Here is a 23093-nt window from a genome sequence, read left to right as displayed (position 1 = left end):
GTGGGGCGGGGCCGCGTACCACCTCGGAGTGCAGCCAATCCCTGCCGGCTCAGGGCCGTTATCCCCTGGCACGAGTGGCGCCCCTTGCCGGGCGCAATTTGGGTGGAACCGTGGAGTTTGCGAGAGTGTGACTTCACCCCTTGGAAGATGCGAGGGGTGAAGTTTTTTTATTGCGCCGCGGCCGACGGGCCGGGCGCAGGGCGCGGCCTTCCCGCCGCCAGCCCCTCTGGACCCCGCCGCACAGACGCGGCAACTTGTGCACACAGCGCCCCTTCGGGCGCACAGTGAGGAGGAGACAACAATGATCGATGTCAAACTGAAAGACGGCTCGTCGCTGCAGGAGGAGCAGGGCTCTACCGTGGCGGAGGTGGCCAAGCAGATCTCCATGGGCCTTTACCGCAACGCGGTGGGCGGCCTGGTGGACGGCGAGGTGGCCGACCTGCGCCAGCCGCTGGAGAAGGACTGTTCCCTGGAGATACTGACCTTTGAAGACGCGGCGGGCAAGCGGGTTTTCTGGCACACCGCCTCCCACGTCCTGGCCCAGGCGGTGCAGCACCTCTTCCCCGGGGTGAAATTCGCCATCGGCCCGGCCATCGACGGCGGTTTCTACTACGATTTCGACGTGGAGAAGCCCTTCACCACCGAGGACCTGGAGAAGATCGAGGCCGAGATGAAGAAGATCGCCAAGGAGGCCCTGCCCCTGGAGCGCTTCGAGCTGGACCCCGCTGAGGCCAAGGAGCTGATGGCCGACCAGCCCTACAAGCTGGAGCTGATCGAGGAGCACGCCGGCAAGGGGGAGAAGATCTCCTTCTTTAAACAGGGGGACTTCACCGACCTCTGCGCCGGGCCCCACCTGCTGGACACCTCCAAGGTCAAAGCCGTCAAGCTCACCAGCGCCACCGGCGCCTACTGGCGGGGCGATTCGGACAAGGCCATGCTCTGCCGCGTCTACGGCACCGCCTTCCCCAAGGCCAGCTTGCTGGAAGAGCACCTGGCCCTGCTGGAAGAGGCCAAAAAGCGGGACCACCGCAAGCTGGGCAAGGAGTTGGAGCTCTTCACCCTGCTGGATGAGGGCCCCGGCTTCCCCTTCTTCCTGCCCAAGGGGATGGTGCTCAAAAACACCCTCATCGACTACTGGCGGGAGATCCACCACAAGGCCGGCTACCAGGAGATCAGCACCCCCATCATCCTCAGCCGCACCCTGTGGGAGCGCAGCGGCCACTGGGGCCACTACAAGGACAACATGTACACCACCGTCATCGACGAGCAGGACTTCGCCATCAAGCCGATGAACTGCCCCGGCGGGATGCTGGTCTACAAGACCCAGCCCCACTCCTACCGCGACCTGCCCATGCGGGTGGGCGAGCTGGGTCTGGTGCACCGGCACGAGCTCTCCGGCGCCCTTCACGGGCTGATGCGGGTGCGCTGCTTCACCCAGGACGACGCCCACATCTTCATGACCTCCGAGCAGATCAAGGACGAGATCAAAGGGGTCATCCGCCTCATCGACGAGGTGTACAGCCTCTTCGGCTTCCCCTATAAGATCGAGCTCTCCACCATGCCCGAGGACCACATGGGCAGCGACGAGGACTGGGAGCGCGCCACCAACGGCCTGAAGGAGGCCATGGAGGAGCTGGGCCGGGAGTACACCATCAACGAGGGCGACGGTGCCTTCTACGGGCCCAAACTGGACTTCCACCTGGTGGACGCCATCGGCCGCACCTGGCAGTGCGGCACCATTCAGCTGGACATGCAGATGCCCGAGCGCTTTGAGCTGGAGTACACCGGCGAGGACGGCCAAAAGCACCGTCCCGTGATGATCCACCGGGTGGTCTTTGGCAGCATCGAGCGGTTCATCGGCATCCTCATCGAGCACTTTGCCGGCGCCTTCCCCACCTGGCTGGCCCCGGTGCAGGTGAAGATCGTCCCCATCAGCGAGAAGTTCCACGACTACGCCCAGCAGTTGCAGCAGCAGCTGGACAGCCAGGGTATCCGGGTCGAGGGGGACTACCGCGCCGAGAAGATGGGCTACAAGATCCGCGAGGCCCAGTTGCAGAAGATCCCCTACATGCTGGTGGTGGGCGAGAAGGAGCAGTCCGAGGGCAACGTCTCGGTCCGCTCCCGCAGCGAGGGCGACCTGGGCGCCATGTCGGTGGAGGCCTTCACCGACATGGTGAGGGCGAAGATCGCCACCAAAGAGCGCGACTGACCGGACCTGCCCTGTATAAAATATAAGAAAACGCCTGCACGGCGATGGGAGAGCGGCGGCCACTTGTGGCCGCCGCTCGCTTTTTGCGCCCCGGCGGCCCGGCAAAAAATCGGTATATTTTTTGCGCGGTGGGGCAGGATAGTGGGGAGCGCGGCCGGCGGGGGGAGAGACGTCCCCTTCAAAGCGGCGCAGAGGGTGCGCGGGGCCGACCAGCCGCCCCGCAGATTTCCGGAAATTTGGCAAAAAAGTGTTGACTTTGCAGGGGGCAGGTGCTATTATAAATAAGCGCTTTACGGGCGCATTTTTCAGAATATGAACCACTAGCTCAGTTGGCAGAGCATTTGACTTTTAATCAAAGGGTCCGGGGTTCGAATCCCCGGTGGTTCACCAGAACTCCCCTGTTCTTACAGGGGAGTTTTTTGTCGAGAAAAATGGGAGGTGTTCTCACCTCCCATTTTTTCCTAATAAAATTTGCTACAGGAAATATTGTTCTTACTCTTTCAATCCGCATATCTACGATATGAACATAGACAGTATACAATACGAAGGCAATGGGGTGCAAGAGAAAATTTTTTGAAGTGCAAAGCTAATTTGATTTCAGTAAAAACAAAATAAAACATATTGACAAAACGTGCGTGGGCAAATACAATGAGTGGCGAGGGCAGTTGAGATAGCTCCAAAGTCGCTATGAAAAGAATAGCCCACAGTCTTGACCACTGCAGGCTATTCCAAAAGCAATTGGCACCGTCAAAATACGGCAAACCTAAAACTGCATTTTAAGTTTACCGCACAAAATACGGCGATGTCAAGGAACCCGGGGGAGAAAGGAGGGCAGGCGATCTCTGTCTTCAAATAAACTATAAGAAGGAAGGCATCGCTTATGTATGCAGACAAGCTGCATATGAACCCGGGGCATGAGAATTCTCGTCGGCCCCAAGACATCGAATCCCTCCACATCGTCGGCAGCGGTTGGGACGGCTACTACCTGGTGGAGTACGTCTGCAATTTCTTGCTGCAGCAGCCGGAGTCCATTCAATTGGACTTCTACCCCTTTGAGGACTTGCAGCCCGCCATCGAGCCCTACGGCAGGCGGTATGTGGTCTCCTCCCCCGACCCACAGGTGGGGGACATGCTTTTTTACCTGGCAAAATCATAGGCAGAAATGGCTCGGGTATCTCCGGGCCATTTCTTTCCCCCAAAATTGTCGGATTTCGTCGAATGTTCAAATGTCAAAAAATGTCGCGAATTGGTTGATTTGTCCAATCAAAAAGCGTATTATTTAAATAAATATAGTGAAAAGGTGGTGGCGCAGTGTATATTGCCCACAAAACTGGGGACGAGAGGGAGCAACCCCTCAAAGCGCACCTTTCCGCGGTGGCCGAGAGCTGCCGCACGGTGGGTCTCGACATTGGTCTCCCCATCACCTTCTACCTGGTGGGTTTGCTCCACGACATGGGGAAGTACAGCCGGGAATTTCAGGACTATATCCGCAAAGCCCTCCCCGCCCTGCGGGGCACCGTCAACCACAGCGCCGCCGGCGGCAGGTGGGTCGAGCACTGCAACCCCATGACCGGGGTGGACGGGCTGCTGTCCGAATTGATGGTGGCCGCCATCTGCGGCCACCACAGCGGTCTCCCCGACTGCCTGGATTTAAATGGGGATTTGCCGCTGCGCAACAGGCTCGCCCCCCGCAAGCCCCCGGACTGGGACGAAGTGTTTGCCCGCTTTTTCTCCGACTGCCTGGAAAAGGGCGAGTGGGACCGCCTCTTTGCGCAGGCCAGGGGGGAGTGGCAGCTGCACAAAAAAGTGCTGGTGGACATCGCCAAAAAGGCGGGCGCTTCAGCCAACGCGCTCTACGCCTTTTTGTTCGGGATGACACAGCGCTTTCTGGAGAGCGCCCTTGTCGATGCCGACCGCTACGACGCCTATCTCTTTGAAGCGGGCCTACCCCCCTCCCCGGAAGTGGATGTTGCCCCCCTGTGGGAGCAGATGGTCGACAATCTGGAAAAGCAGATGCAGGATTTTGCCCGGATGCCCGACAGAAATGCCATCGAGATTGCGCGGGGGGAGATTGCGGACGCCTGTCTGGCCTTTGCCCAGCGGGTCCCGGGCATCTATCGGCTCTATGTCCCCACCGGCGGGGGGAAGACCCTCAGCTCGGTGCGTTACGCCCTGGCCTGCGCCCGCCGCTGGAAGATGCGGCGGATATTCTACATCGCCCCCTACAAGTCCATCCTCACCCAAAACGCCGGCGTGCTGGGCAAAACACTGAAGGCGGGAGACGCCCTGCTGGAACACCATGGCGATGCGGTGGTGCCGGAGGGCAAAGAGGTGGGTGAGGACGACGGCCGCGCGCGCCACCAACTCCTCACCGAGCGCTGGAACGCGCCGATGATCCTCACCTCGGCCGTCCAGTTCCTCAACACCCTCTTCAGCGGGAAATCCGCCTCGGTCCGCCGGTTTCACCAGCTGGCCGGTTCGGTCATCCTCCTCGACGAGGTGCAGTCCATCCCCATCAAATGCCTCCACCTCCTCAACGGCACCCTGGATTATCTGGCGGGGGTCTGCGGCTGTTCGGTGGTCCTCTGCACCGCCACCCAGCCCAATCTGGACGACCGGGAAATCCCCCTTCTCCTCGGCCCCAACGCCCAGATGGTGGAGGGGGTGGAGGAGATTTTCGAGCAATTCCGCCGGGTCGACGTCATCGACGAAACCCGGCAGGAACACACCGCCGACACCTTGGCCCAGCGGCTGGAGCAGCAGCTGGAAGAGGCCGACAGCATCTTGGCGGTGGTCAATACCAAGGCGGCGGCGCAGGCGCTCTACGAAGCGCTGTGCCGGCGGCGCGAGGAGGGGGAGGGGCGGAGCGACTACCTGTTGAGCAACTGGCTCTGTTCCCAACACCGACAGGACAAGCTGGATGTGCTGTGCGAGCAGCTGTCGAAAAAGGAAAAGTTGGAGCGCCCCCAAAAAGTCATCTGTGTCAGCACCCAGCTCATCGAGGCGGGGGTGGACATCTCCTTTGACTGCGTCTTTCGCTCTCTGGCAGGCCTTGACAGCATCGCCCAGGCGGCGGGCCGCTGCAACCGCCACGGCAAGGGCGGGCGCGGCAAGGTCTTTATCGTCAAATACGGGGCGGAGAGACTGGGCCCCCTGCCGGACATCCGGCGCGCACAGGAGGCCTGTATCCCGATCCTCGAGCAGGTGGCGAGAAAGATCGCCAGGGGAGAGGCGGACGGGGGGACCTACCTGGCGCCCGCCACCATCCACGCCTACTATCGGGAGTACTATGCCCGGCAGGACGGGCAGCTCAACTACCCGGTCTCCGCCAAAAAGAGCGACTGCCCCTTCGACGTGGAGCTCTTTGATCTGCTCTCCGCCAACCGGGCGGGGGAGGAAGTTTGGAAGGACAGGCGCGAGGGCGAGGGCATCACCGTCCCCGCCCACCACGCCTACCATACAGCGGGCCGCCTCTTTGAGGCCATCGAGGATCGGGGCGGTATCGACGTGCTGGTGCCCTATGGCGGGGCAAAGGAACTGATCGACTGGTTTGCAAACTGTCCTGACATCCGGCAGTTGCCCGCCAAGTTGAGGGAAGCCCAGCGCTACCTGGTGCACATCTCCGACTACGAAAAGAACCTGTTGACGGAGAAACAGGCCCTGGAGTACCGGCCCGAGGCCGGTGTCTGGACGCTGGATGAGCGCTTTTACGACAGCGAGCTGGGCCTGCAAAAAGAGCCCGGCGAGCTCTCTTTACTGAATTTTTAAACAAAACTACACAGAAAGGCGGGAGAGAATGGAACGGGAGAACCGAATCGATTTTCTGGTCTACGGGCGGAACGCCCTCTTCAGTGACCCGGTGACCCGGGTGGGCGGCGAAAAGTGTAGCTATCAGGTCCCCACCTACCAGGCCCTCAAGGGGATAGCGGAATCCATTTACTGGAAGCCGACGTTTACTTGGGTCGTCGACCGAGTGCGGGTGCTCAACCCCATCCGCACCCAGTCCAAGGGGGTGCGCCCCATCAAGTACCAGAGCGATGAAAACGAGCTGTCCATCTACACCTATCTCACCGACGTGGCCTACCAGGTGCAGGCCCACTTTGAGTGGAACGAGCACCGCCCCGAACTGGCCTGCGACAGAAACGAGAACAAGCACTACGCCATTGCCAAGCGGATGGTGGAGCGGGGCGGCCGGCGGGACATCTTCCTGGGCGCGCGGGAGTGCCAGGGCTATGTCGAGCCCTGCACCTTCGGCGAGGGGCCAGGCGCCTATGACGACTGCCCGGAACTGGCCTTTGGAGTGATGTTTCACGGCTTCAACTACCCGGACGAGACGGGCCGCACCCAGATGGAGACCCGCCTCTGGCTGCCCAAGATGGAGCGGGGGGTCATCGCCTTCTGCCGGCCAGAGGAGTGCACCCTGGTTCACCCGGTGGGGGAGCGCTCAGCCAAAGCCTTTGTTCCGGGGGAAAATCTCTCCCTCAGCGATTGCCTGGCAGAGGAGGTGGGCCTGTGAGCTGGATGCAAAAGCTCTGCGAGACCTATGACCGCTGTGCCGACCAGGTGGGGGTGGTGCAGGCGGGGCGGGTCCCCCTGCTCCCGGCCTATCACACCACCCAGCTGGCGCAGATCGAGCTGGTGCTCGACACCGAGGGGAACATCTGCCCCGGCCGCTCATCGGTCATCGAGGGGAAGGGGGAGCAGACCACCATCATCCCCTGCACCGAGTCCTCTGCCGGGCGCACCAGCGGGTTGGAACCCCACCCCCTCTTTGACAAATTGCAGTACCTGGCGGGCGATTTTGCCGCCTGTGTGCCGGGGAAGAAGAGCGGGTACGAGCTCTATATGGAACAGCTGGACCGCTGGTGCGAAGACCCGGCCTGCCACCCCTTTGTCGTGGCGGTCCGGCAGTACTTAAAGAAGGGGCGGCTGATTGCCGATTTGGCGGCCGACGGCATTCTCTGGCTGGACGAGCAGGCCCATCTTCTGCAAAAGTGGGGCGGCGCCAAGGAGGAGCTGCCCCCCATCTTCCGGGCCTGCACCGGCGGCAAGCAGATGGACGCCTTTGTCCGCTTCACCGTTCTCCCCGCCGACGGCAGTTTTTCGCCCGACAGCCGCCTCTGGGCCAGCGCGGCGGTCCGGCAGTGCTATATCGACTGGCAAAACCGCGCCCCGCAGGAGCGGGACATCTGCTTTGTCGCCGGCCGGGAGATGCCGGTCTCGGTGATGAGCCCCAAAAAGATCCGCAACCCCGGCGACGGGGCCAAACTGGTGTCCAGCAACGACGCGTCGGGCTTTACCTACCGCGGTCGCTTTCGGGACGCCCGAGAGGCCTTCTCCTTGGGTCGGGAGACCACCGAAAAGGCCCACAGCGCCCTGCGCTGGCTGATTTCTCGCCAGGGCTACAAAAACGGCGACCAGGTGGTGCTCACCTGGCGGGACAGCGGCGGCAAATTGCCCTCGGTCTGTGCAGACAGCATGGACATTGCGGGCGAGGTGCCTGAGTCGCCTTCTCGCCGGGCGGATACGGGCGATTGGTGGGCCGCGCAGCTTAACCGCGCCCTGGCCGGGTACAGCGGGGTGCCGGACGGGGGGGAGAACGCCATGATCTTGGGCCTCGATTCGGCCACCCCCGGCCGCCTCTCCGTCTTTTACTACCGGGAGATGCCAGCGGAGGACTTTCTGGAGCGCATCCGGCGGTGGCACACCAGTTGCACCTGGCTGCACCGCTACCGCAGCCGCCCAACGGGAGAATTGGACAAGAAGGGGAAGCCCAAGTACGAGCCGGCGACCTTTGTCGGCGCTCCCTCCCCAATCGACATTGTCGAGACAGCCTACGGGCGCAATGTGGACGACAAGTTGAGAAAGAGTGCGCTGGAGCGGCTGCTCCCCTGCATCATCGAGGGCGCCCAGCTGCCGTCCGACCTGGTGCACTGCGCCGCCCGCAGAGCGTCCAATCCCATCGCGATGGAGGGGTGGGAGGCCGGAAAGACCCTCAGCATCGCCTGCGCCCTCATTCGCAAGCTGAAAAACGACCGGATAAACGGTTGGAATACGACCGGTGAATACAAGGAGGAATGGACCATGGCACTGGACACCCAAAAGACCGACCGCAGCTATCTCTTTGGTCGGCTGCTGGCCTACGCCCGCCAGATCGAGAGCCGCGCCCTCTTTTTGATGGAGGAAAAGCGCGCCACCAACGCCGAGCGGCTACAGCAGGCCTTTGCCTCGCATCCCCGGCGCACCTGGAAGATCATCGACGGCCAGCTCAAACCCTATCTGCTGCGCTACAAGGGGCAGACCTTTGAATACGAAAAGGGCATCTTTCAAATCATCGACATGTTTGAAGAGGGCGACTTCAACGACGAGCCGCTGGACGAGACCTATCTGCTGGGATACAGCAGCCAGATGAACCACTTTATCCAGACCAGCAAGAAGAGCGGCAAAAGCGAGGAAAAATCGCCCGCCGAGAGCCAGTCGGAAGACAAACAGTAAAAGAGGAGGATATTTGAGATGAGCGCTCTGAACAACAAAATCGACTTTGCGGTGATCCTTTCGGTGACCAACGCCAACCCCAACGGCGACCCCCTCAACGGCAATCGCCCCCGCATCAACTACGACGGCCACGGGGAAATTTCCGACGTCTGCATCAAGCGGAAGATCCGCAACCGGCTGATGGATATGGGAGAGCCCGTTTTTGTCCAGTCCGACGACCGCCGGAACGACGGGTACAAGAGCTTGCAGGACCGCGCCAAGGGCTGCGAGGCGGTGCAGAAGGCCGCCAAGGACAAAGACGCCTATGCCAAGGCGGCCTGCGAGGCCTGGACCGACGTCCGCAGCTTTGGTCAGGTCTTCGCCTTTAAAGGCGAGGATGTATCGGTGGGGGTGCGGGGCCCGGTTTCGGTGCATCCGGCCATCAGCATCGACCCGGTGGACCTGGTGAGCATTCAGATCACCAAGAGCGTCAACAGCGTCACCGAGAGCAAAAAGTCCTCGGACACCATGGGGATGAAGCACCGGGTGCCATTTGGCCTCTATGTATTCTACGGCAGCATCAACTGCCAGCTGGCGGAGAAGACCGGCTTCAGCCGGGAGGACGCGGACAAGATCAAAGAGGCCCTTCGCACCCTCTTTGAAAACGACGCCTCTTCGGCCCGCCCCGACGGCAGCATGGAAGTCTGCAAACTCTACTGGTGGGAGCACGGCTGCAAGTGCGGGCAGCACTCCTCGGCCAAGGTGCACCACAGCCTCCACGTGCAGAAAAAGGAAGGGGTCGACATCCCTCACTCCTTTGCCGACTATGTGGTGACCCTGGACCCGCTCGCCGACTTGGAGCCCGAGATCTGCGATGGAATATAGGGAGGAGGAGTACCTCCAGCTCTCCGGCCTGCAGCACTTCGCCTTCTGCCGCCGCCAGTGGGCGCTGGCCTATATCGAGATGCAGTGGGCCGAGAACCTGCGCACCGTCGAGGGGGAGATCCTCCACGAAAAGGCGCACGACCCCTTTGGGGCCGAGAAGCGGGGGGACCTGCTGATCTCCCGGGGGATGGCGGTCTCCTCCCGGCGGCTGGGGATATCGGGAAACTGCGACGTGGTGGAATTTCACCGCGGCCCCGGCGGCGTCTCCCTCTTTGGCAGGGAGGGGCTTTGGCTGCCGGTGCCGGTGGAGTACAAGCGAGGCCGCCCCAAGGAGGGGGAGGCCGACGAGCTGCAGCTCTGCGCCCAGGCCATCTGTCTGGAGGAAATGCTGGCCTGTCCGGCCATTCCCAAAGCCTATCTCTACTACGGCGAGACGGCCCGCCGCCACACAGTTGAGCTAAATGACACCCTTCGCCAGCGGGTGGAAGGGCTGTTGACAGAGATGCACGACCTGGCCCGCCGTCAGCACACCCCCAAGGGGAGATGGAGCAAGGGCTGCAATGCCTGTTCCCTCAAAAACATCTGTCTGCCCCGCCTCTGCAAAGAGCCGTCGGCAGCCGAATACATCCGCGAACGGCTGGAGGAATGCCCATGAGGATCCTACAAAATACCCTCTATGTGACCTCTCCCGACGCCTATCTGGCGCTGGAGGGCGAAAATGTCGTCGTCTCCAAGGGAAAGACGCAGGTGGGGCGGGTGCCCCTGCACAACTTGGAAGGGGTGGTGGCCTTTGGCTACACCGGGGCCAGCCCAGCCCTGATGGGGGCCTGCGCCCAACGGGGGATCGCCCTCACCTTTCTCACCGCCCACGGCCGCTTTTTGGCGCGGGTGGAGGGGGCGGAGCGGGGCAATGTCGTGCTGCGCAAGACCCAGTACCGGGCCTCCGACAGTGAGGTGGCCAGCGCCGATATCGCCCGCGCCATCTTGACGGGAAAGCTCTACAACAGCCGCTGGGTGCTGGAGAGGGCCCTCCGCGACCACGCCCTCCGCCTCGACGCCGAGGAGATCCGTGCCGCCTCACAGGAAATAGCCGAGCGACTGAAACAGCTGCAGACAGCCGGCAATCTGGACGCTCTGCGGGGCATCGAAGGGGAGGCGGCCAGACGGTATTTCTCGGCGCTGGACCAGCTGATCTTGCAGCAAAAAGAGACCTTCTTTTTCAGAGAAAGGAGCCGCCGCCCACCCACCGACCCCTTTAACGCGCTGCTCTCCTTTGTCTACACCCTACTCTCCCACGATGTCGCCGCCGCCCTGCAGATGGCGGGACTTGACCCCTATGTGGGCTTTTTGCACCGCGACCGGCCGGGACGCCTCTCCCTGGCACTGGATTTGATGGAGGAGTTGCGCCCCATTTTGGCGGACCGCTTTGTTTTGACCCTCGTCAACAACCGGCAGGTGGGGGAAAAGGGGTTTGCCCGCAAGGAAAACGGGGCGGTCCTGATGGACGACGACACGCGAAAGACGGTCCTCGCCGCCTGGCAAAAAAAGAAACAGGAGATGATCACCCACTCCTTTTTGGGGGAGAAGCTGGAGTGGGGTTTGGTTCCCTATGCCCAATCCCTGTTGCTCGCCCGATTTTTGCGGGGAGATTTGGATGGCTATCCACCCTTTTTGTGGAAGTGAGGGGGAGAGGGAGTGCTTTTGCTCATCACCTATGACGTCAATACCGAAACGCCGGAGGGGAGACGGCGCTTGCGCCGGGTGGCCAAGGCATGTGTCGACTGTGGCCAGCGGGTCCAGAACTCTGTCTTTGAGTGTGTGGTGGATGCGGCCCAGAGCAGAGCCCTTCGCCACCGCCTAGAACAGATCATCGACCCAGAGAGGGACAGCCTGCGCTTTTACAATCTGGGGAACCGCTACCAGAACAAGGTGGAGCACATCGGCGCCAAACCGGGCTTTGACGTGACGGAGCCGCTGATATTCTAGCGGTGCGAAGGGGAAGCGCACAGTATTTTCCAGAGGGGTTCGCACCTGCGTTGAGGCAGCTGCGGCCCCCTTTTTGCAGATTAAATTGTAAGAAAATGAAAAATCCCTTTGGATTTTGGACATTTGGGAGAAGATAAAGAGAGAAGGTCGACGGCACAGGGCAATTTTGCCAAATCGCCCCCTCGTGGGGCGCGGATTGAAATGAAATCGATCTGCAGTACAGAGGGCAAGATGTAGAAATCGCCCCCTCGTGGGGCGCGGATTGAAATGTCTCTGCGCTCTGTGATTTCGGCAAGAGCGCACCAAATCGCCCCTCGCGGGGCGTAATCGAAGCTTGACTATGACGTCGGCAGCATTTGAATCGTCTCCCCATAAGTGCGAATGCGCTTTCTCCAACGACCGTTCTAAGCCATCTGTCGGCCAAACCAAATTTTCTCAAAAAATGGGCCTTTGAAGGTTTGCCCAACCGCCTTTTCCCTATCTGGTCCCCAACACTATCCAGCCATAATCCCCGCCCTTTCGCCAATACTAATCCCGTTGAAATTTGTGACAGACGGGAAGTGGTTTTGGGTGAAACGAGCGGGGGAATCGGCGGCGGTCTTCGCCATCGGCTGTGTGGGGTACGGCGCCATCGAGGTGCTCTGGCGGGGATATACCCACTGGACCATGGTGCTCACCGGGGGCACCTGTTTTTCCATCCTCTACGCCGTCAACGGCAGGCACCCCGCCATGCCCCTCTGGAAAAAGTGCCTGGTGGGGGATGCGGTCATCACCGGCATTGAATTTTGCGTGGGCTGTGTGGTCAACCGCTGGCTGCACTGGGGCGTCTGGGACTACTCCCAATTGGCGGGCAATCTCCTGGGGCAGATCTGCCCCCTCTACTCCTTTCTCTGGTACCTGCTCTCCGCCCCCATCGCCTGGCTGGCGGCGGGGCTGCGGCGCAAGATCAAGGGGCAGCAGGGCCTTTTGCAGCCGCTGCGACGGCTGCTTCACCCCTAGTAAACAAACAAAACCGGGCCCCTGCGCCACATTTGGCGCAGGGGCCCGGTTTGGATTCGGTCGGTCTTAGAGGGCGTTTTTCAGCCCGCAGCTGTAGATGGAGGCAACGTCCCCGGCACACTGGCTCACGTCCACCCGGTAGCCCTCGCCCTCCTTGGTCAGCTTGAGGACGATCTTCCACTTGGTCTCCTTGCCGCCCTTTTCCAGCTGTTTGACGATGTTCTGGGCGATGTCGTCCTCGCTCAGATCGTCGCCTTCCAAGCTGGCGGCCAGCTGCTCTTCCGAGGCCTTTTGAAACTCCTCGGCCAGGTCGACAAAGGTGGCCCCCACGGTGACGGTGTAGCCCGAAGCGTCGTCGCCGGTGGACTCTAAAATGTCGAACTTGGCCTCGGCCCGGCGCTTGGCCACCACGTCGGCGCAGTAACTCAAGTCGATCTCCCCCTGGTCGTAGCCGTCGGCCGCGGCCATGGTCGCCGCGTCCCCCTTTGCCACCGCCTCCATATAGGCGATGGCCGCCTTGTCCTGGGGTGCCTTGGGGCCGCCGCAGCCCGCCAGCAGGCAGAGGCTCAGCAGCGCAGTGGCGTACAGGGCAAATCGCTTTTTCATCATTTGTGTCCCCTCCGTTTCCGCGGCGCGCCGGACGTTCTGCCGGGGGTCTGCGCCGCTGCCGCAAAAATCCGCGAAATGTAGCGAAATAACAGATATATCTTAACACGGGCAGCGCTTCATTGCAACAAAAGCCCCTTGTTTTATGGGGAAAGATGGATTATTATAGAGGTGGCGCACCGCCCGGCGCGCCGCATTACTGCAAAGCTACTGTAAATCGAGCTGTGCATTTTTGGAGGTACTCAAATGGCAGAATTCATGTCGTACGACCCCTGGAAGAACATCACCAGCAGAAACGGGATCCCCGGTGACGAACTGGTCTCCGCTCTGCAGAAGTCCATCCGCCGCGGCAAAGAGGAGATCGCTGTGGACGTGGCTTACGAGATGTACATCACCAGCGAGCAGTTCGAGGACAAGATGTGGCGCCGCCTGATGGCCATGGCCGTCGAGGACGTGGGCTTTGGCGACACCAACGCCCCGGTGGTGGTCTACACCCTCAACAAGATCCGGCAGGAGTTCCCCTACAACGACGGGGATCGCCCTCTCTTCTTCATGCACGCCATCCGCTTCCTCTGCTCCCGCAGCAAAGAGCGCTCCACCGACTGCCTGAAAAACATCACCATCAAAAAGTTTGACCGCGGCTACAAGCTCGAGATCCCCGACTACGCCTACGACATGCACACCGACAAGGGCCGCGCCATGGGCCGCGACATCATCCACTTCCTCGAGTCCTCCAGCAAGGTCGAGCCGGTGATGGAGGGGTATGACGACACCTACCGCCAGAGACTCATCAAAATGATCCACGAAGAGCTGGAGCAGGGCGACGACCTGCCCCACGACCCGGACGCCTTCGTGTACAGCGTCTGGCAGTTCTAGGCGCAGACCGACACAGTACAGACCGCTTTTTGGGGGGCCGCACCGCAGGGTGCGGTCCTTTTTTTGCGGCGTTCCCGCCCCGATGCTCGGTTTTACCGGGGGAGACAGCGTGCTTTTCTCACAGGATTTCTTGAAGGGGAAGACGTTGTAGGAGCCGAAAACAGGGGTTGGAGTGGTGGACAGCGCGAAACGGGTTCCTGTGCTGCCGGTTTGCCGGTGCCGCCCGTTTAAGGCCGGTGCTGGCCCTCTGTTTCACCGGCGGTTTTGTTTTCCCCCATCCACCCCTCTTCCCGAATGGCCCCGATGCGCGGCGCATATCTATATGTGGAAAAGAGGGGAGGGGTTGCCCGGTGGACAGCGGCGTTTTGCAGGCCCTGGCCCTCTCCAGCGCGGCGGGTCTCTCCACCGCGCTGGGGGCGCTGGCGGTCTTTTTGGGCAGGCGGGGGAGCGACACCCCCATGGCGGCGGCCCTGGGCTTTGCCGCCGGGGTGATGGCCGGCGTCAGCCTCTGGGACCTCTTTCCCGAAGCCATCTCCCTGTTGGCCGGGGCGCTGGGCCGCAGGCGGGGCTTCTGGCTCCTCTTCGCCGCCTTTTTGGCGGGCATCGCCCTCACCTTTGCCATTGACCGGCTGGTCCCCGACCGGCCGGCCGCGAGGAAAGGGGCGCCCGGCAGCGCCCCGGGGAAGAGGAGCCTCTTTCACCTGGGGCTGGTCTCGATGCTGGCCATCTTGCTGCACAACCTCCCCGAGGGGATGGCCACCTTCATGGCCGGCTACCAGGACGCGAGGCTGGGCCTCTCGGTGGCCCTGGCCATCGCCCTGCACAACATCCCCGAAGGGGTCACGGTGGCGATGCCCATCTACCAGTCCACCGGCAGCCGCGCCCGCGCCTTTGGCTGCGCCCTTCTCTCCGGCCTCTCCGAACCGGTGGGGGCCCTTCTGGCCTGGCTGGTGCTGGGCTCCTTTCTCTCGCCGGCCCTGCTGGGGGCGGTCTTTTCCCTGGTCTGCGGGGTGATGCTCTTCATCGCCGTGGAGGAGCTGATCCCCGCCTCCTGGGGCTTTGGCCGCTACCGCCTCACCCTTCTTTCCATCGGGGCGGGGCTGGCGATCTCCTGGCTGGGCACCCGTCTATAAATGGGGCGGCCCCGATCCCCCTTGCCAAACATTTTTTATTCTGCTAAAGTGGAAAAAACGATTGGGGGAAATGCCGGTGAAGAGAAGCGTCTTGTTTGGCAGTCTTGTGGCCGAGGGGAGCCGCTACCAGGTGGGGCAGGCCTATGCCGCCCAGTTGCGGCAAAACCCCCTCCTGCGGCAAATCAACCTCCTGCCGGAGGGGGAGGAGGTCACCGGCCCCGCCCTGCGGGCGAAGATGCGGCTGCTGGAGGCGGCGATCCCCGGGCTGGGGGAGGAGATCGCCGGCACCAGTGAGGCCCTGGGCATCCGCCCCGGCCGGCTGGCCATCTTTTCCGATCGCTGCTGTCAGCCCGGCCGCTGCAGCCAGATCGCCGCCCTCCCCGCCATCACCCGGGACGGACACCTCTACCTGGCCCGCAGCTACGAGTACGGGTTTGCGGACGAGCTCTGCCTCTGTGTCACCCGGGCGGCGGGCAGTCCGGCCCAGGCGGGCTTCTCCCTCCTCCTCTTTGGGCGGATGGACGGGATGAACGACCGGGGGCTCTGCGTCACCATGTCCACCTGTTCCTTCCTGCAGCCGGCCGAGGGGGAGGGGCTCTGGTTCCCCGTGGTCCTGCGGGCTCTGTTGGAGCGCTGCGCCACAGTGGCCGAGGCCAGCGATCTGCTGGCCCAGCTCCCCCTGCGCACCAACGACGTCTTCTTGCTGGCCGACCGCAGCGGCCGCGCCCGGGTGGCGGAGATGGCCAGTGTCGGCGGCGCGCACCGCCTCTCCTTTCGCGACAGCGAGCGGTGGCTGGTGGCCACCAACCACTATCAAAATGAGGAGATGCGCCCCTTTGACAACCACCGGGGCCGCCACTCGGTCCGGCGCTGGAAGATCGCCCGCCGCGCCCTGGAGGAGGGGGCGGGCCGGCTGGACGGGCCCGCCCTCAAGGCCCTGCTGGAGCGACCCATGCCCGACGGGGTCGCCTGCCCCTACTATCAAGACGGGCTGGGCACCCTCCGCTCCATGCTCTTCAATGTCACCGCCGGCCGCCTGGAGGTCTGCTTCGGCGCCCCCACCGGGGCGGGGTGGACCCCGGTCTCCCTGCAAGGCGCCTGCGAAAACCGGATCTTTTCGGTGGAGGTGGAGAGCCGCGCTCCCCGGGACCCCGCCTCCTTCTGGACCTTTCTCCCCCCAGGGGACGAGGACGAGGGCGACGACTGGCAGAGCGCTTATTGAATCAAAAAAAGAGCCGTCCCAGCCGGGGCGGCTCTTTTTGTCGGTTCGCGTTCGGTCAGTGGACCGAGTACTTCTCGCTGTACTCCTGGTAGAGGCGGTTGTACTCCTCCTCCCGCCCGTCGTGCAGGGTCTGGCGGTACTGGTGGGCGTCGAAATCGCCCTTCTGTTCCCCCTCGTACCCCACCACATAGGCGGCGATGTTGGAGCAGTGGTCGGCGATCCGCTCCAGGTTGGTCAAGATCTCCAAGAAGATGACCCCCGCGTCGATGGAGCAGGTGCCCTGTTTCAGCCGCTCGATGTGCTGGGCCTTCAGCTCGTCTTTGATTTGGTCGATGGTCTCTTCCAGCGGCTCGATTTCCCGGGCGACCTCCACGTCCCGGTCCCGGAAGGCGGCGACCGCCTTGCCCAAGATCTCGCCGATGGCCTTGTCCAGGATGATCAGCTCCCTCTTGGCCATGTCCGAGAGGACGACCTTCTTGTCGGCGATCTCCCCGCCCCGCTCCAACACGTTGATGGCGTAGTCGCCGATGCGCTCGAACTCGGTCACCAGCCAGAACATCTCGGACACCTGGCGGCTCTCCTGGTCGCTCAAGGGCTGGTTGGTCAGCTTTAACAGGTAGCGGGAGAGGGTGACCTCCATCTTGTCGATGGCCGCCTCGTACTCGGCAATGCTGTCGGCGGTCTTCTGGTCGTAGCTGAACAGCTGCGAGACCATCTTCGAGCAGTTTTTCTGCCCGTATTCCCCCATCTTCAGTACCACGCTGCGGGCCTGCTCGATGGCCAGCCCCGGCGAGGCCAGCAGCCGCTCGTCCAGCAGTGGCACCTCGGGGGTGAGGTCCTCCTCCCCCTTCTTGGAGCGGATGGACATCTCGGCCAGCTTGCCCAGCCCCTTGTAAAAGGGGGCCAGCAGCACAGTGGTACAGATGTTGAAGATGGTGTGGAAGTTGGCGATGTCGGCCCGGGTGATGGCCTCGTTCCAGAAGGCAAAGCCCACCAGGTGCTGCACCGCATAGATGGCGGTGAGGAAGACCGCGGTGCCAATGACGTTGAAGTAGAGGTGGACTGCCGCCGCCCGCTTGGCGTTTTTGTTGGCGCCGATGGAGGCCAGGATGGCGGTGATGCAGGTGCCGATGTTCTGCCCCATGATGATGGGGATGGCGGTGGAGTAGCGGAGCTGTCCGGTGGAGGAGACGGCCTGCAAAATGCCCACCGAGGCCGAGGAGGACTGGATGACCGCCGTGAGGATGGTCCCCGCCAGCACCCCGAGGATGGGGTTGGAGAGGGCGGTGAGAATGTCGGCGAACTGGGGCAGGTCCCGCAGGGGGGCCATGGAGCTTTCCATCGACTGCATCCCGATGAAGAGGATGCCGAAGCCCATCAGGATCTGGCCCAGGTTTTTCTGCTTGTTGCCCTGCAAGAACATGAAGAGGATGATGCCGATGGCCGCCATCAGCGGCGCCAGGGCGGTGGGCTTGACCAGCTGCAGGAAGAAGTTGGAGGAGCTGATGTCCCCCAGGGCCAGGATCTGGGCGGTGATGGTGGTGCCGATGTTGGCCCCCATGATGATGCCGATGGCCCGGTCCAGCTTGAGGATGCCCGAGTTGACCAGCCCCACCACAATGACGGTGGTGGCCGAGGAGGACTGGATGACCGCCGTGATCAGCGCCCCCAGCAGCACGCTCTTGAAGATGTTGGAGGTCATCTTGGTGAGGATGATCTCCAGCTTGGAGCCGGCCAGCTTCTCCAGCCCCGACCCCATGATGTTCATTCCGTAGAGAAACATGGCCAGCCCGCCGGCCAGCGAGAGAAAGTTGAAGAAATTCATGTCGTTCCCCCAAAACACAAGAATTGGTCCGCCGCCTCGCTCCCCCTGCCCGTCCCTAAAAGGCGGGCGCCGCGGGAAAAGGCCGCTCGTTTTGTCGGCGCTTTTTGCCAGGGACAATATAACAGCTCTTTATGGGCACTTTAATATTATTTTGCAAAGGCGATATTTTTCGATGTTTTGGCTAAAATACTCCGGAAAAAGCCCGGCATGGATCGCCCAAAGCGACAAGAAAATATCCAAAAAAAGGAATCTTGTCTTAAGAGGGGAGGGGGCGATTTACAAAGACTTTACAAAAAAGGCAGGCGGCCGGTCGCCCCGGCCGCCTGCCAGTTGAAGGGCGGCGTCACATGGTCTGAAAGGTGTAGCCCTGGGAGAGGGCGTAGTCGATGAAATCGCCGAGGATGGCGGTGTTGGTGCTGGAGACCGAGTGCAGCAGGAAGATGGCCCCAGGGTGGAGGTTCTTTTTCAGCTTTTCCAAACTCTCGGCCTTGTCCGGCTGGGCCTCGGGCACCCAGTCCTTGTAGGCGTAGGACCAGAAGATCGACTTGTAGCCGTAGTCGCGCACCACGGCCAGCATCCGCTCAGAGTACTCGCCCATGGGGAAGCGAAAGACCTTCATATCGTAGCCGAAGGTCTCCTTGACATACTGGTGCATGAAGTCGATGTCGGCGTTGGCCTCGCTCACCGAGAGGGTGGGGAAGGACTTGTGCTTTTGGGAGTGGTTGCCCAGGGTGTGCCCCTCGGCGACCATCCGCCGGCAGAGGTCGGGGGCCTCCTTGCAGTAGTCGTAGGTCAAAAAGAAGGTGGCGGGCACCTGCTTTTCCTTGAGGGTGTCGAGGATCTTGCCGGTGTAGCCGTTTTCGTACCCCTGGTCAAAGGTCAGGTAGATGACCTTGTCCTCCGGGCCGATGAAGGCGGCGTTGTACTCGTCCCCCAGCTTCTGCTGGGTCTCCACGGCGGCCACCGGGCGGTTTTTGTCGTCCATCTCCCGCCCCTGTCCCCAGCCGATCTTGTTGTTTTTCAGGCTGTCGTAGTCGGTCTTGGAGGCGGTGGTCCCGGCGTTGGCGGCAAAGGCGCTGCCGCGGGAGGTGTCGTCCCCGTCCTGGTTTTTGGTGATGGAGGAGGTGCTCCCGATCCCGCCGGTATTGTTGGTGCAGCCTGCCATCGAGAGACAGATGGCCAGGCAGAGAGCCAGTGCGGCGCATTTTTTCATACTCGTCTGTCCTTTCCGGGTGCGGCCCGCCAGCGGGCTGCATCGCTTGCAAAATAGGGTTGCGAAGATTAGTGTTGCGGCTTTTGCAGGGGATATGCGCCCCGGCGCGCCTGCGGGGGGAAGTGGCAGAATTGGCAGAAATTTGCCTTTCAAAGGGAATAAAACAGAAAACAAATTGTCGTTTTTAAGTCGAAAAATACGATTTGTATACAAAGAGGGCGGCCGAGACGGGGCGACGGCGGGGAAGGGAGGGGGCGTCCCCCCCTTTTTATCCCGGCAGGGGCCGGAGACGGTTCACTCCTTTTTTCTCTCCGCCCCTGTACCCTGTGGTCGATGTGCCGCCCCAGACTGTTTTTGCCGTGCCATCAGCACCGGGCGGCCATCGGCCATCCAGCCCTTTTCCCCTGCATCGGCGGTGGCCGGGTTGCCGCTCGGCCTGCCTCTCGCTGTGGGGATGGGTGGCGGCCCTTCGCCCCTTTTCTCCCTGCGCCGACGGCCTCTCTTTCCCTTGCGTCCATGGGGTGTGTCGGCACTGCCCGCCCCCTTTTCCCTGTACTGATAGGCGGAAGGGCCGACTTCCCCTCTTCTCCTCGCGGCGGTGGGACAGAGGGGCCGCTCCGCCTCTCCTCGCAGCAGCGGGACGGAGAGACCGTTCCGCCTCTCCTCGCAGCGGTGGGGCAGAGAGGCCGTTCCGTCTCTCCTTGCAGCGGTGGGACAGAGGGGCCGCACCGCTTCTCCTCGCAGCGGTGGGACAGAGGGGCCGCTCCGCCTCTCCTCGCAGCGGTGGGGCAGAGAGGCCGCTCCGCCTCTCCTTGCGGCGGTGGGACAGAGAGACTGTTCCGCCTCTCCTTGCGGCAGCGGAGTAGGGTGCCCTCTCTCTTTTCCCACATCGATAGGATGGAGTTGCCCCCCTTTTTTTTCTCTCTTTGTGATGGTAAGGCGGGGTGTGGTCCGCCGCTTCTCCTCACATCAGAGGGCAGAGCTCTGTCCCTTCCCCCGCATGCAGGACAAGGGCTTCACCCTCACTCCGCCACACCAGTAGGGCCGGGTCGCGCCCTGCCCACCCCCTCTCTGTGTGGGGCGACCCCACCGCCGCAGGGGAAAGGGAGGTGCCTTTACAGAGTGCTTCCACAGAAAGGCGGCGCCCAAAGGCGGTTGGCCGGCAAAAAGAAGCGGTGGACGGTGGGGGACGGCCAAGGCTGCCCCGTCCTTTCAAGGTCCCCTTTTCCCCTGCGGCCTTCAGGGAAGAGGAGCCTGCTGCGGGAGGGGGCCGCCCCTGCCATCCTCCAGAGCTCCGGCGCGGCGGCCCTCTGCCCAAAGCCCCTTTCCAGCCCTCTGCAAGCGCCCAGCGCGGGTCACCCACCGCCTGCCTTTTACCCGCCCTTTGCCCCCTCTATCCCGCAAGTCCCTTGCCCCCACATGGATTCTGCCGGGAGAGAAAAAAAGAGCCCCGGCCCCCACAGAGGGGGCGCAGAGCTCTTTTGAAACGGCTCGGTCGGCCTTTTAGAGAACGCTGTCCAATTCCAACAGGGTCTCGATGTAGAGGCCCAGGGCCTTTTGCAGGGTGGCGATGGGCATCACCTCGTCGGGCTGGTGGGGGGCGCCGAACCCCTCGGGCAGGGAGGCGTCGTCCCCGACAAAGGAGGGGCCGTAGGTCAGCCCCAGGGGGAAGTAGCGGGCGTAGGTGGCCCCGTAAACCACATAGGGCTCGCACTGCTCGCCGGTGACCCGGTCGTAGCAGTCGCAGAGGGTGCGCACCCCCGGGTGGTCGGGGTCGATGTAGTGGGGCGGGTCAAAGAGGGGGAGGAAGAGCTCCCCGCCGATGTCGTCGCAGCAGAGCTCGATGCCCGCCTTCAGCGCCTCGGCGTCGATGGCCATCGGCCAGCGGATGTTGAAGCCAATCAGGTAGCGCTCCTCCTTCTTGTTGAGGGTGCCGCAGATGCAGGTCAGCTTTTTGAAGACCTCCTCCTCGCAGGCAACGCCGAACCCCTCGCCGTAGATGGTGGAGGAGAGGTCCCAGCACAGTTCCAGCACCTCTCGCTCGTAGCCGTCCACCACGTCGTTGTCCAGCAGGTAGCGCACCGCCTTGGCGATGGCGTTGTCCCCCTTTTCGGGGGTGGAGGCGTGGGCCGAGCGACCGAAGGCGTCGAGGATGGTCTGGCCGTTTTCCTCCCGCACCAACAGCTCGCCGTCGTCCACCGGGGGCAGCCCCGCCCGGTCGATGACCACGTGGGCCTTGTCGGGCACCACGTTGGAAGCGACCCCCGCCTCAAAGACGACGATGGGGCTGTTGTCGATGGGCCGGGAGATGATGTCCCCCTCGCACAGCCCCTTCTCGCCGATGCAGACCGGGAAGGTGCCGTCGGGCACCAGGGTCATTTTGGGGGCGGTGCGGTGTTTCAGGTAGTAGGGCATGTCGGTCATCCCCGTCTCCTCGTCGCAGCCGAGGATCAGATCCACCCGGTGCTTGAGGGGGAGGCCGCTCTCCTGCAAAAACTTCATGGCGTAGAGGGCCATGGCCGCCGCGCCCTTGTTGTCGTTGACCCCGCGACCGTAGACCCGGCCGTCCTTTTCCACCATGTCAAAGGGGTCGTGGCTCCAGCCGGAGCCGGGGGGCACCACGTCCAGGTGACAGGCAATGCCGATGGACCCCGCGGCTGAGCTGCCGTAGCTGAGGACCCCGCAGTGGTAGTCCACATTGTCGGCGGAGAGGCCCAGCTCTTTCCCTCGGGCCAGCATGTAGTCCAGGGCCTTGGCGCAGCCCTCCAGGTAGGGGTAGCGCCCGCTGGCGGGCACCACCGGCGCCATGGAGGGGATGGCCACCAGGCGGCGCAGGTCCTCCAGCATGGCGGGGGTGTTCTCCTCGATAAAGCGCTGAATTCGTTCCTTCATCTGCTCACCACTTTTCTGCGCCCAGGGCGCAATTTTTTTGCCGGCCGTTCGGGCCGGTCGCCAAAGGGGGCGGTATCTGCCGCCCGGAGGCGGCTGCCGCCGCTCCGGGGGCCGACCGCCCCCCTTGGGAGACCGGGTGGATGGAGCCGCCCGGCCAGGCTTGTATCTTCATTGATAACTTTGCCGGGCAGCGTCTACTCGGCTTTCAGGGTCACGTCCGATTTTACCTTTGCCAGGAAGTCCTCGTCCTCGCTGATGACCGTCATCGGCTCGGACATGTTGAAAGAGCAGAGACCGAAGAAGCCCAGGGGGGATACCACCGGCGATCTCCACTGGCCCTGTTCGACGGCAACCTCGTCTTTGGCGGCGGAAGCCAGCTCGTACAGACGGACCGCTTTTGCCAGGTCATCGATTTTTACACTCACTTTTGCCATAGGTTGATACCTCCATTTTTGCTCTGCTGCAGATTAGATGGGCCGCTCTGACCCTATCCTCACATATTATACCATATTGCCGCCCAGTTGCAACGGCCTGCACAAAAAAAGGCGAAGATGGCAGGGGATGTCCCTCTTTTTACCCATTTTCGGCGGCCAGCTTCCAAAATATGCATTTGATTTTGGAAAAATATTTACAAATCACCTGTGTGTCCGCGGGGGATTTGTGATATACTGAAAGCGTAGCAGTGAGCCGCGGCAAACCCGCCTTTTTTCTGCCGATGGGGCGGTGTGAATTAAATTGGATAATAATAGTTGACTTTCTTTTTCCCCTCTGGT

At 62.2% G+C, this 23093-nt stretch carries 18 protein-coding genes and 1 tRNA gene; 14 read left to right on the top strand and 5 right to left on the bottom strand.

Annotated elements, in window-relative coordinates; all coding sequences use genetic code 11:
- The first annotated feature begins 301 nt into the window (after window positions 1-301).
- From thrS to GT748_RS09940, 11 genes are all read left to right on the top strand, one after another.
- Window positions 302-2209, top strand: coding sequence for a threonine--tRNA ligase (gene thrS, locus GT748_RS09990; protein ID WP_161213530.1), 1908 nt, complete (start codon window positions 302-304; stop codon window positions 2207-2209).
- A 314-nt stretch (window positions 2210-2523) separates the two neighbouring features.
- Window positions 2524-2599 (top strand) — tRNA-Lys (locus GT748_RS09985).
- 490 nt (window positions 2600-3089) lie between these two features.
- Window positions 3090-3365 carry a hypothetical protein gene (locus GT748_RS09980; RefSeq protein ID WP_021659781.1) on the top strand — a complete coding sequence of 92 codons (276 nt, stop codon included), beginning with the start codon at window positions 3090-3092 and terminating at the stop codon, window positions 3363-3365.
- A gap of 155 nt (window positions 3366-3520) precedes the next feature.
- A complete protein-coding gene (cas3, locus tag GT748_RS09975) occupies window positions 3521-5977 on the top strand; it encodes a CRISPR-associated helicase Cas3' (protein ID WP_161213531.1) in 2457 nt (818 codons plus the stop codon).
- A gap of 28 nt (window positions 5978-6005) precedes the next feature.
- Window positions 6006-6725 (top strand): type I-C CRISPR-associated protein Cas5c, encoded by a 720-nt coding sequence (gene cas5c / locus GT748_RS09970; RefSeq protein WP_021659784.1) that lies wholly within the window; start codon window positions 6006-6008, stop codon window positions 6723-6725.
- Between the two features lie 5 nt (window positions 6726-6730).
- Window positions 6731-8704, top strand: coding sequence for a type I-C CRISPR-associated protein Cas8c/Csd1 (gene cas8c, locus GT748_RS09965; RefSeq protein ID WP_021659785.1), 1974 nt, complete (start codon window positions 6731-6733; stop codon window positions 8702-8704).
- Window positions 8705-8722: 18 nt separating this feature from the next.
- Window positions 8723-9568, top strand: a complete 846-nt coding sequence (gene cas7c, locus GT748_RS09960) for a type I-C CRISPR-associated protein Cas7/Csd2 (protein WP_161213532.1) — start codon at window positions 8723-8725, stop codon at window positions 9566-9568.
- Window positions 9558-10223, top strand: a complete 666-nt coding sequence (cas4, locus tag GT748_RS09955) for a CRISPR-associated protein Cas4 (RefSeq protein ID WP_021659787.1) — start codon at window positions 9558-9560, stop codon at window positions 10221-10223. Before cas7c ends, cas4 begins: the two co-directional genes overlap by 11 nt.
- The gene (cas1c, locus tag GT748_RS09950; protein WP_044992745.1) at window positions 10220-11251 is read left to right on the top strand and encodes a type I-C CRISPR-associated endonuclease Cas1c; all 1032 of its coding nucleotides are present in this window, start codon (window positions 10220-10222) and stop codon (window positions 11249-11251) included. The genes cas4 and cas1c overlap by 4 nt, the downstream gene beginning before the upstream one ends.
- A gap of 12 nt (window positions 11252-11263) precedes the next feature.
- On the top strand, window positions 11264-11554 hold the full coding sequence (gene cas2 / locus GT748_RS09945) for a CRISPR-associated endonuclease Cas2 (protein WP_021659789.1): 291 nt from the start codon (window positions 11264-11266) through the stop codon (window positions 11552-11554).
- A 570-nt stretch (window positions 11555-12124) separates the two neighbouring features.
- Window positions 12125-12553: a putative ABC transporter permease gene (locus GT748_RS09940; RefSeq protein ID WP_044992746.1), complete on the top strand. Its 429-nt coding sequence runs from the start codon at window positions 12125-12127 to the stop codon at window positions 12551-12553.
- A 66-nt stretch (window positions 12554-12619) separates the two neighbouring features.
- On the opposite strand, the gene GT748_RS09935 is transcribed toward GT748_RS09940, so the two are convergent.
- Window positions 12620-13159 (bottom strand): hypothetical protein, encoded by a 540-nt coding sequence (locus GT748_RS09935; protein ID WP_073261114.1) that lies wholly within the window; start codon window positions 13157-13159, stop codon window positions 12620-12622.
- A 246-nt stretch (window positions 13160-13405) separates the two neighbouring features.
- Between GT748_RS09935 and GT748_RS09930 the strand changes: the two genes are divergently transcribed.
- The 3 genes from GT748_RS09930 (at window position 13406) to GT748_RS09920 (ending at window position 16390) form a co-directional block, all read left to right on the top strand.
- Window positions 13406-14035: a hypothetical protein gene (locus tag GT748_RS09930; RefSeq protein WP_021659793.1), complete on the top strand. Its 630-nt coding sequence runs from the start codon at window positions 13406-13408 to the stop codon at window positions 14033-14035.
- Between the two features lie 350 nt (window positions 14036-14385).
- Window positions 14386-15168, top strand: a complete 783-nt coding sequence (zupT, locus tag GT748_RS09925) for a zinc transporter ZupT (RefSeq protein ID WP_021659794.1) — start codon at window positions 14386-14388, stop codon at window positions 15166-15168.
- A gap of 76 nt (window positions 15169-15244) precedes the next feature.
- On the top strand, window positions 15245-16390 hold the full coding sequence (locus GT748_RS09920) for a C45 family autoproteolytic acyltransferase/hydolase (RefSeq protein WP_161213533.1): 1146 nt from the start codon (window positions 15245-15247) through the stop codon (window positions 16388-16390).
- Window positions 16391-16445: 55 nt separating this feature from the next.
- Here GT748_RS09920 and GT748_RS09915 read toward each other — a convergent pair whose 3' ends face one another.
- The 4 genes from GT748_RS09915 to GT748_RS09900 all read right to left on the bottom strand — a co-directional run bounded on the left by GT748_RS09915 (window position 16446) and on the right by GT748_RS09900 (window position 22754).
- The gene (locus GT748_RS09915; protein WP_161213534.1) at window positions 16446-18215 is read right to left on the bottom strand and encodes a Na/Pi cotransporter family protein; all 1770 of its coding nucleotides are present in this window, start codon (window positions 18213-18215) and stop codon (window positions 16446-16448) included.
- 343 nt (window positions 18216-18558) lie between these two features.
- Window positions 18559-19428 (bottom strand): delta-lactam-biosynthetic de-N-acetylase, encoded by an 870-nt coding sequence (locus GT748_RS09910; protein ID WP_021659798.1) that lies wholly within the window; start codon window positions 19426-19428, stop codon window positions 18559-18561.
- Window positions 19429-20931: 1503 nt separating this feature from the next.
- Window positions 20932-22320: a Sapep family Mn(2+)-dependent dipeptidase gene (locus GT748_RS09905; RefSeq protein WP_021659801.1), complete on the bottom strand. Its 1389-nt coding sequence runs from the start codon at window positions 22318-22320 to the stop codon at window positions 20932-20934.
- A gap of 194 nt (window positions 22321-22514) precedes the next feature.
- On the bottom strand, window positions 22515-22754 hold the full coding sequence (locus GT748_RS09900) for a hypothetical protein (RefSeq protein WP_021659802.1): 240 nt from the start codon (window positions 22752-22754) through the stop codon (window positions 22515-22517).
- Window positions 22755-23093 lie beyond the last annotated feature (339 nt).

Source organism: Bittarella massiliensis (ex Durand et al. 2017) (assembly GCF_009876955.1).
Taxonomy (GTDB): domain Bacteria; phylum Bacillota; class Clostridia; order Oscillospirales; family Ruminococcaceae; genus Bittarella; species Bittarella massiliensis.
Note: the sequence above shows the minus strand (reverse complement) of the source record. Positions and strands in the feature narration are given on the sequence as shown.

Coding starts and splice junctions, on each gene's coding strand:
- thrS (WP_161213530.1), top strand. CDS start 302: ATGATCGATGTCAAACTGAAAGACGGCTCGTCGCTGCAGGAGGAGCAG.
- GT748_RS09980 (WP_021659781.1), top strand. CDS start 3,090: ATGTATGCAGACAAGCTGCATATGAACCCGGGGCATGAGAATTCTCGT.
- cas5c (WP_021659784.1), top strand. CDS start 6,006: ATGGAACGGGAGAACCGAATCGATTTTCTGGTCTACGGGCGGAACGCC.
- cas8c (WP_021659785.1), top strand. CDS start 6,731: ATGCAAAAGCTCTGCGAGACCTATGACCGCTGTGCCGACCAGGTGGGG.
- cas7c (WP_161213532.1), top strand. CDS start 8,723: ATGAGCGCTCTGAACAACAAAATCGACTTTGCGGTGATCCTTTCGGTG.
- cas4 (WP_021659787.1), top strand. CDS start 9,558: ATGGAATATAGGGAGGAGGAGTACCTCCAGCTCTCCGGCCTGCAGCAC.
- cas1c (WP_044992745.1), top strand. CDS start 10,220: ATGAGGATCCTACAAAATACCCTCTATGTGACCTCTCCCGACGCCTAT.
- GT748_RS09935 (WP_073261114.1), bottom strand. CDS start 13,159: ATGAAAAAGCGATTTGCCCTGTACGCCACTGCGCTGCTGAGCCTCTGC.
- GT748_RS09930 (WP_021659793.1), top strand. CDS start 13,406: ATGGCAGAATTCATGTCGTACGACCCCTGGAAGAACATCACCAGCAGA.
- GT748_RS09915 (WP_161213534.1), bottom strand. CDS start 18,215: ATGAATTTCTTCAACTTTCTCTCGCTGGCCGGCGGGCTGGCCATGTTT.
- GT748_RS09910 (WP_021659798.1), bottom strand. CDS start 19,428: ATGAAAAAATGCGCCGCACTGGCTCTCTGCCTGGCCATCTGTCTCTCG.
- GT748_RS09905 (WP_021659801.1), bottom strand. CDS start 22,320: ATGAAGGAACGAATTCAGCGCTTTATCGAGGAGAACACCCCCGCCATG.
- GT748_RS09900 (WP_021659802.1), bottom strand. CDS start 22,754: ATGGCAAAAGTGAGTGTAAAAATCGATGACCTGGCAAAAGCGGTCCGT.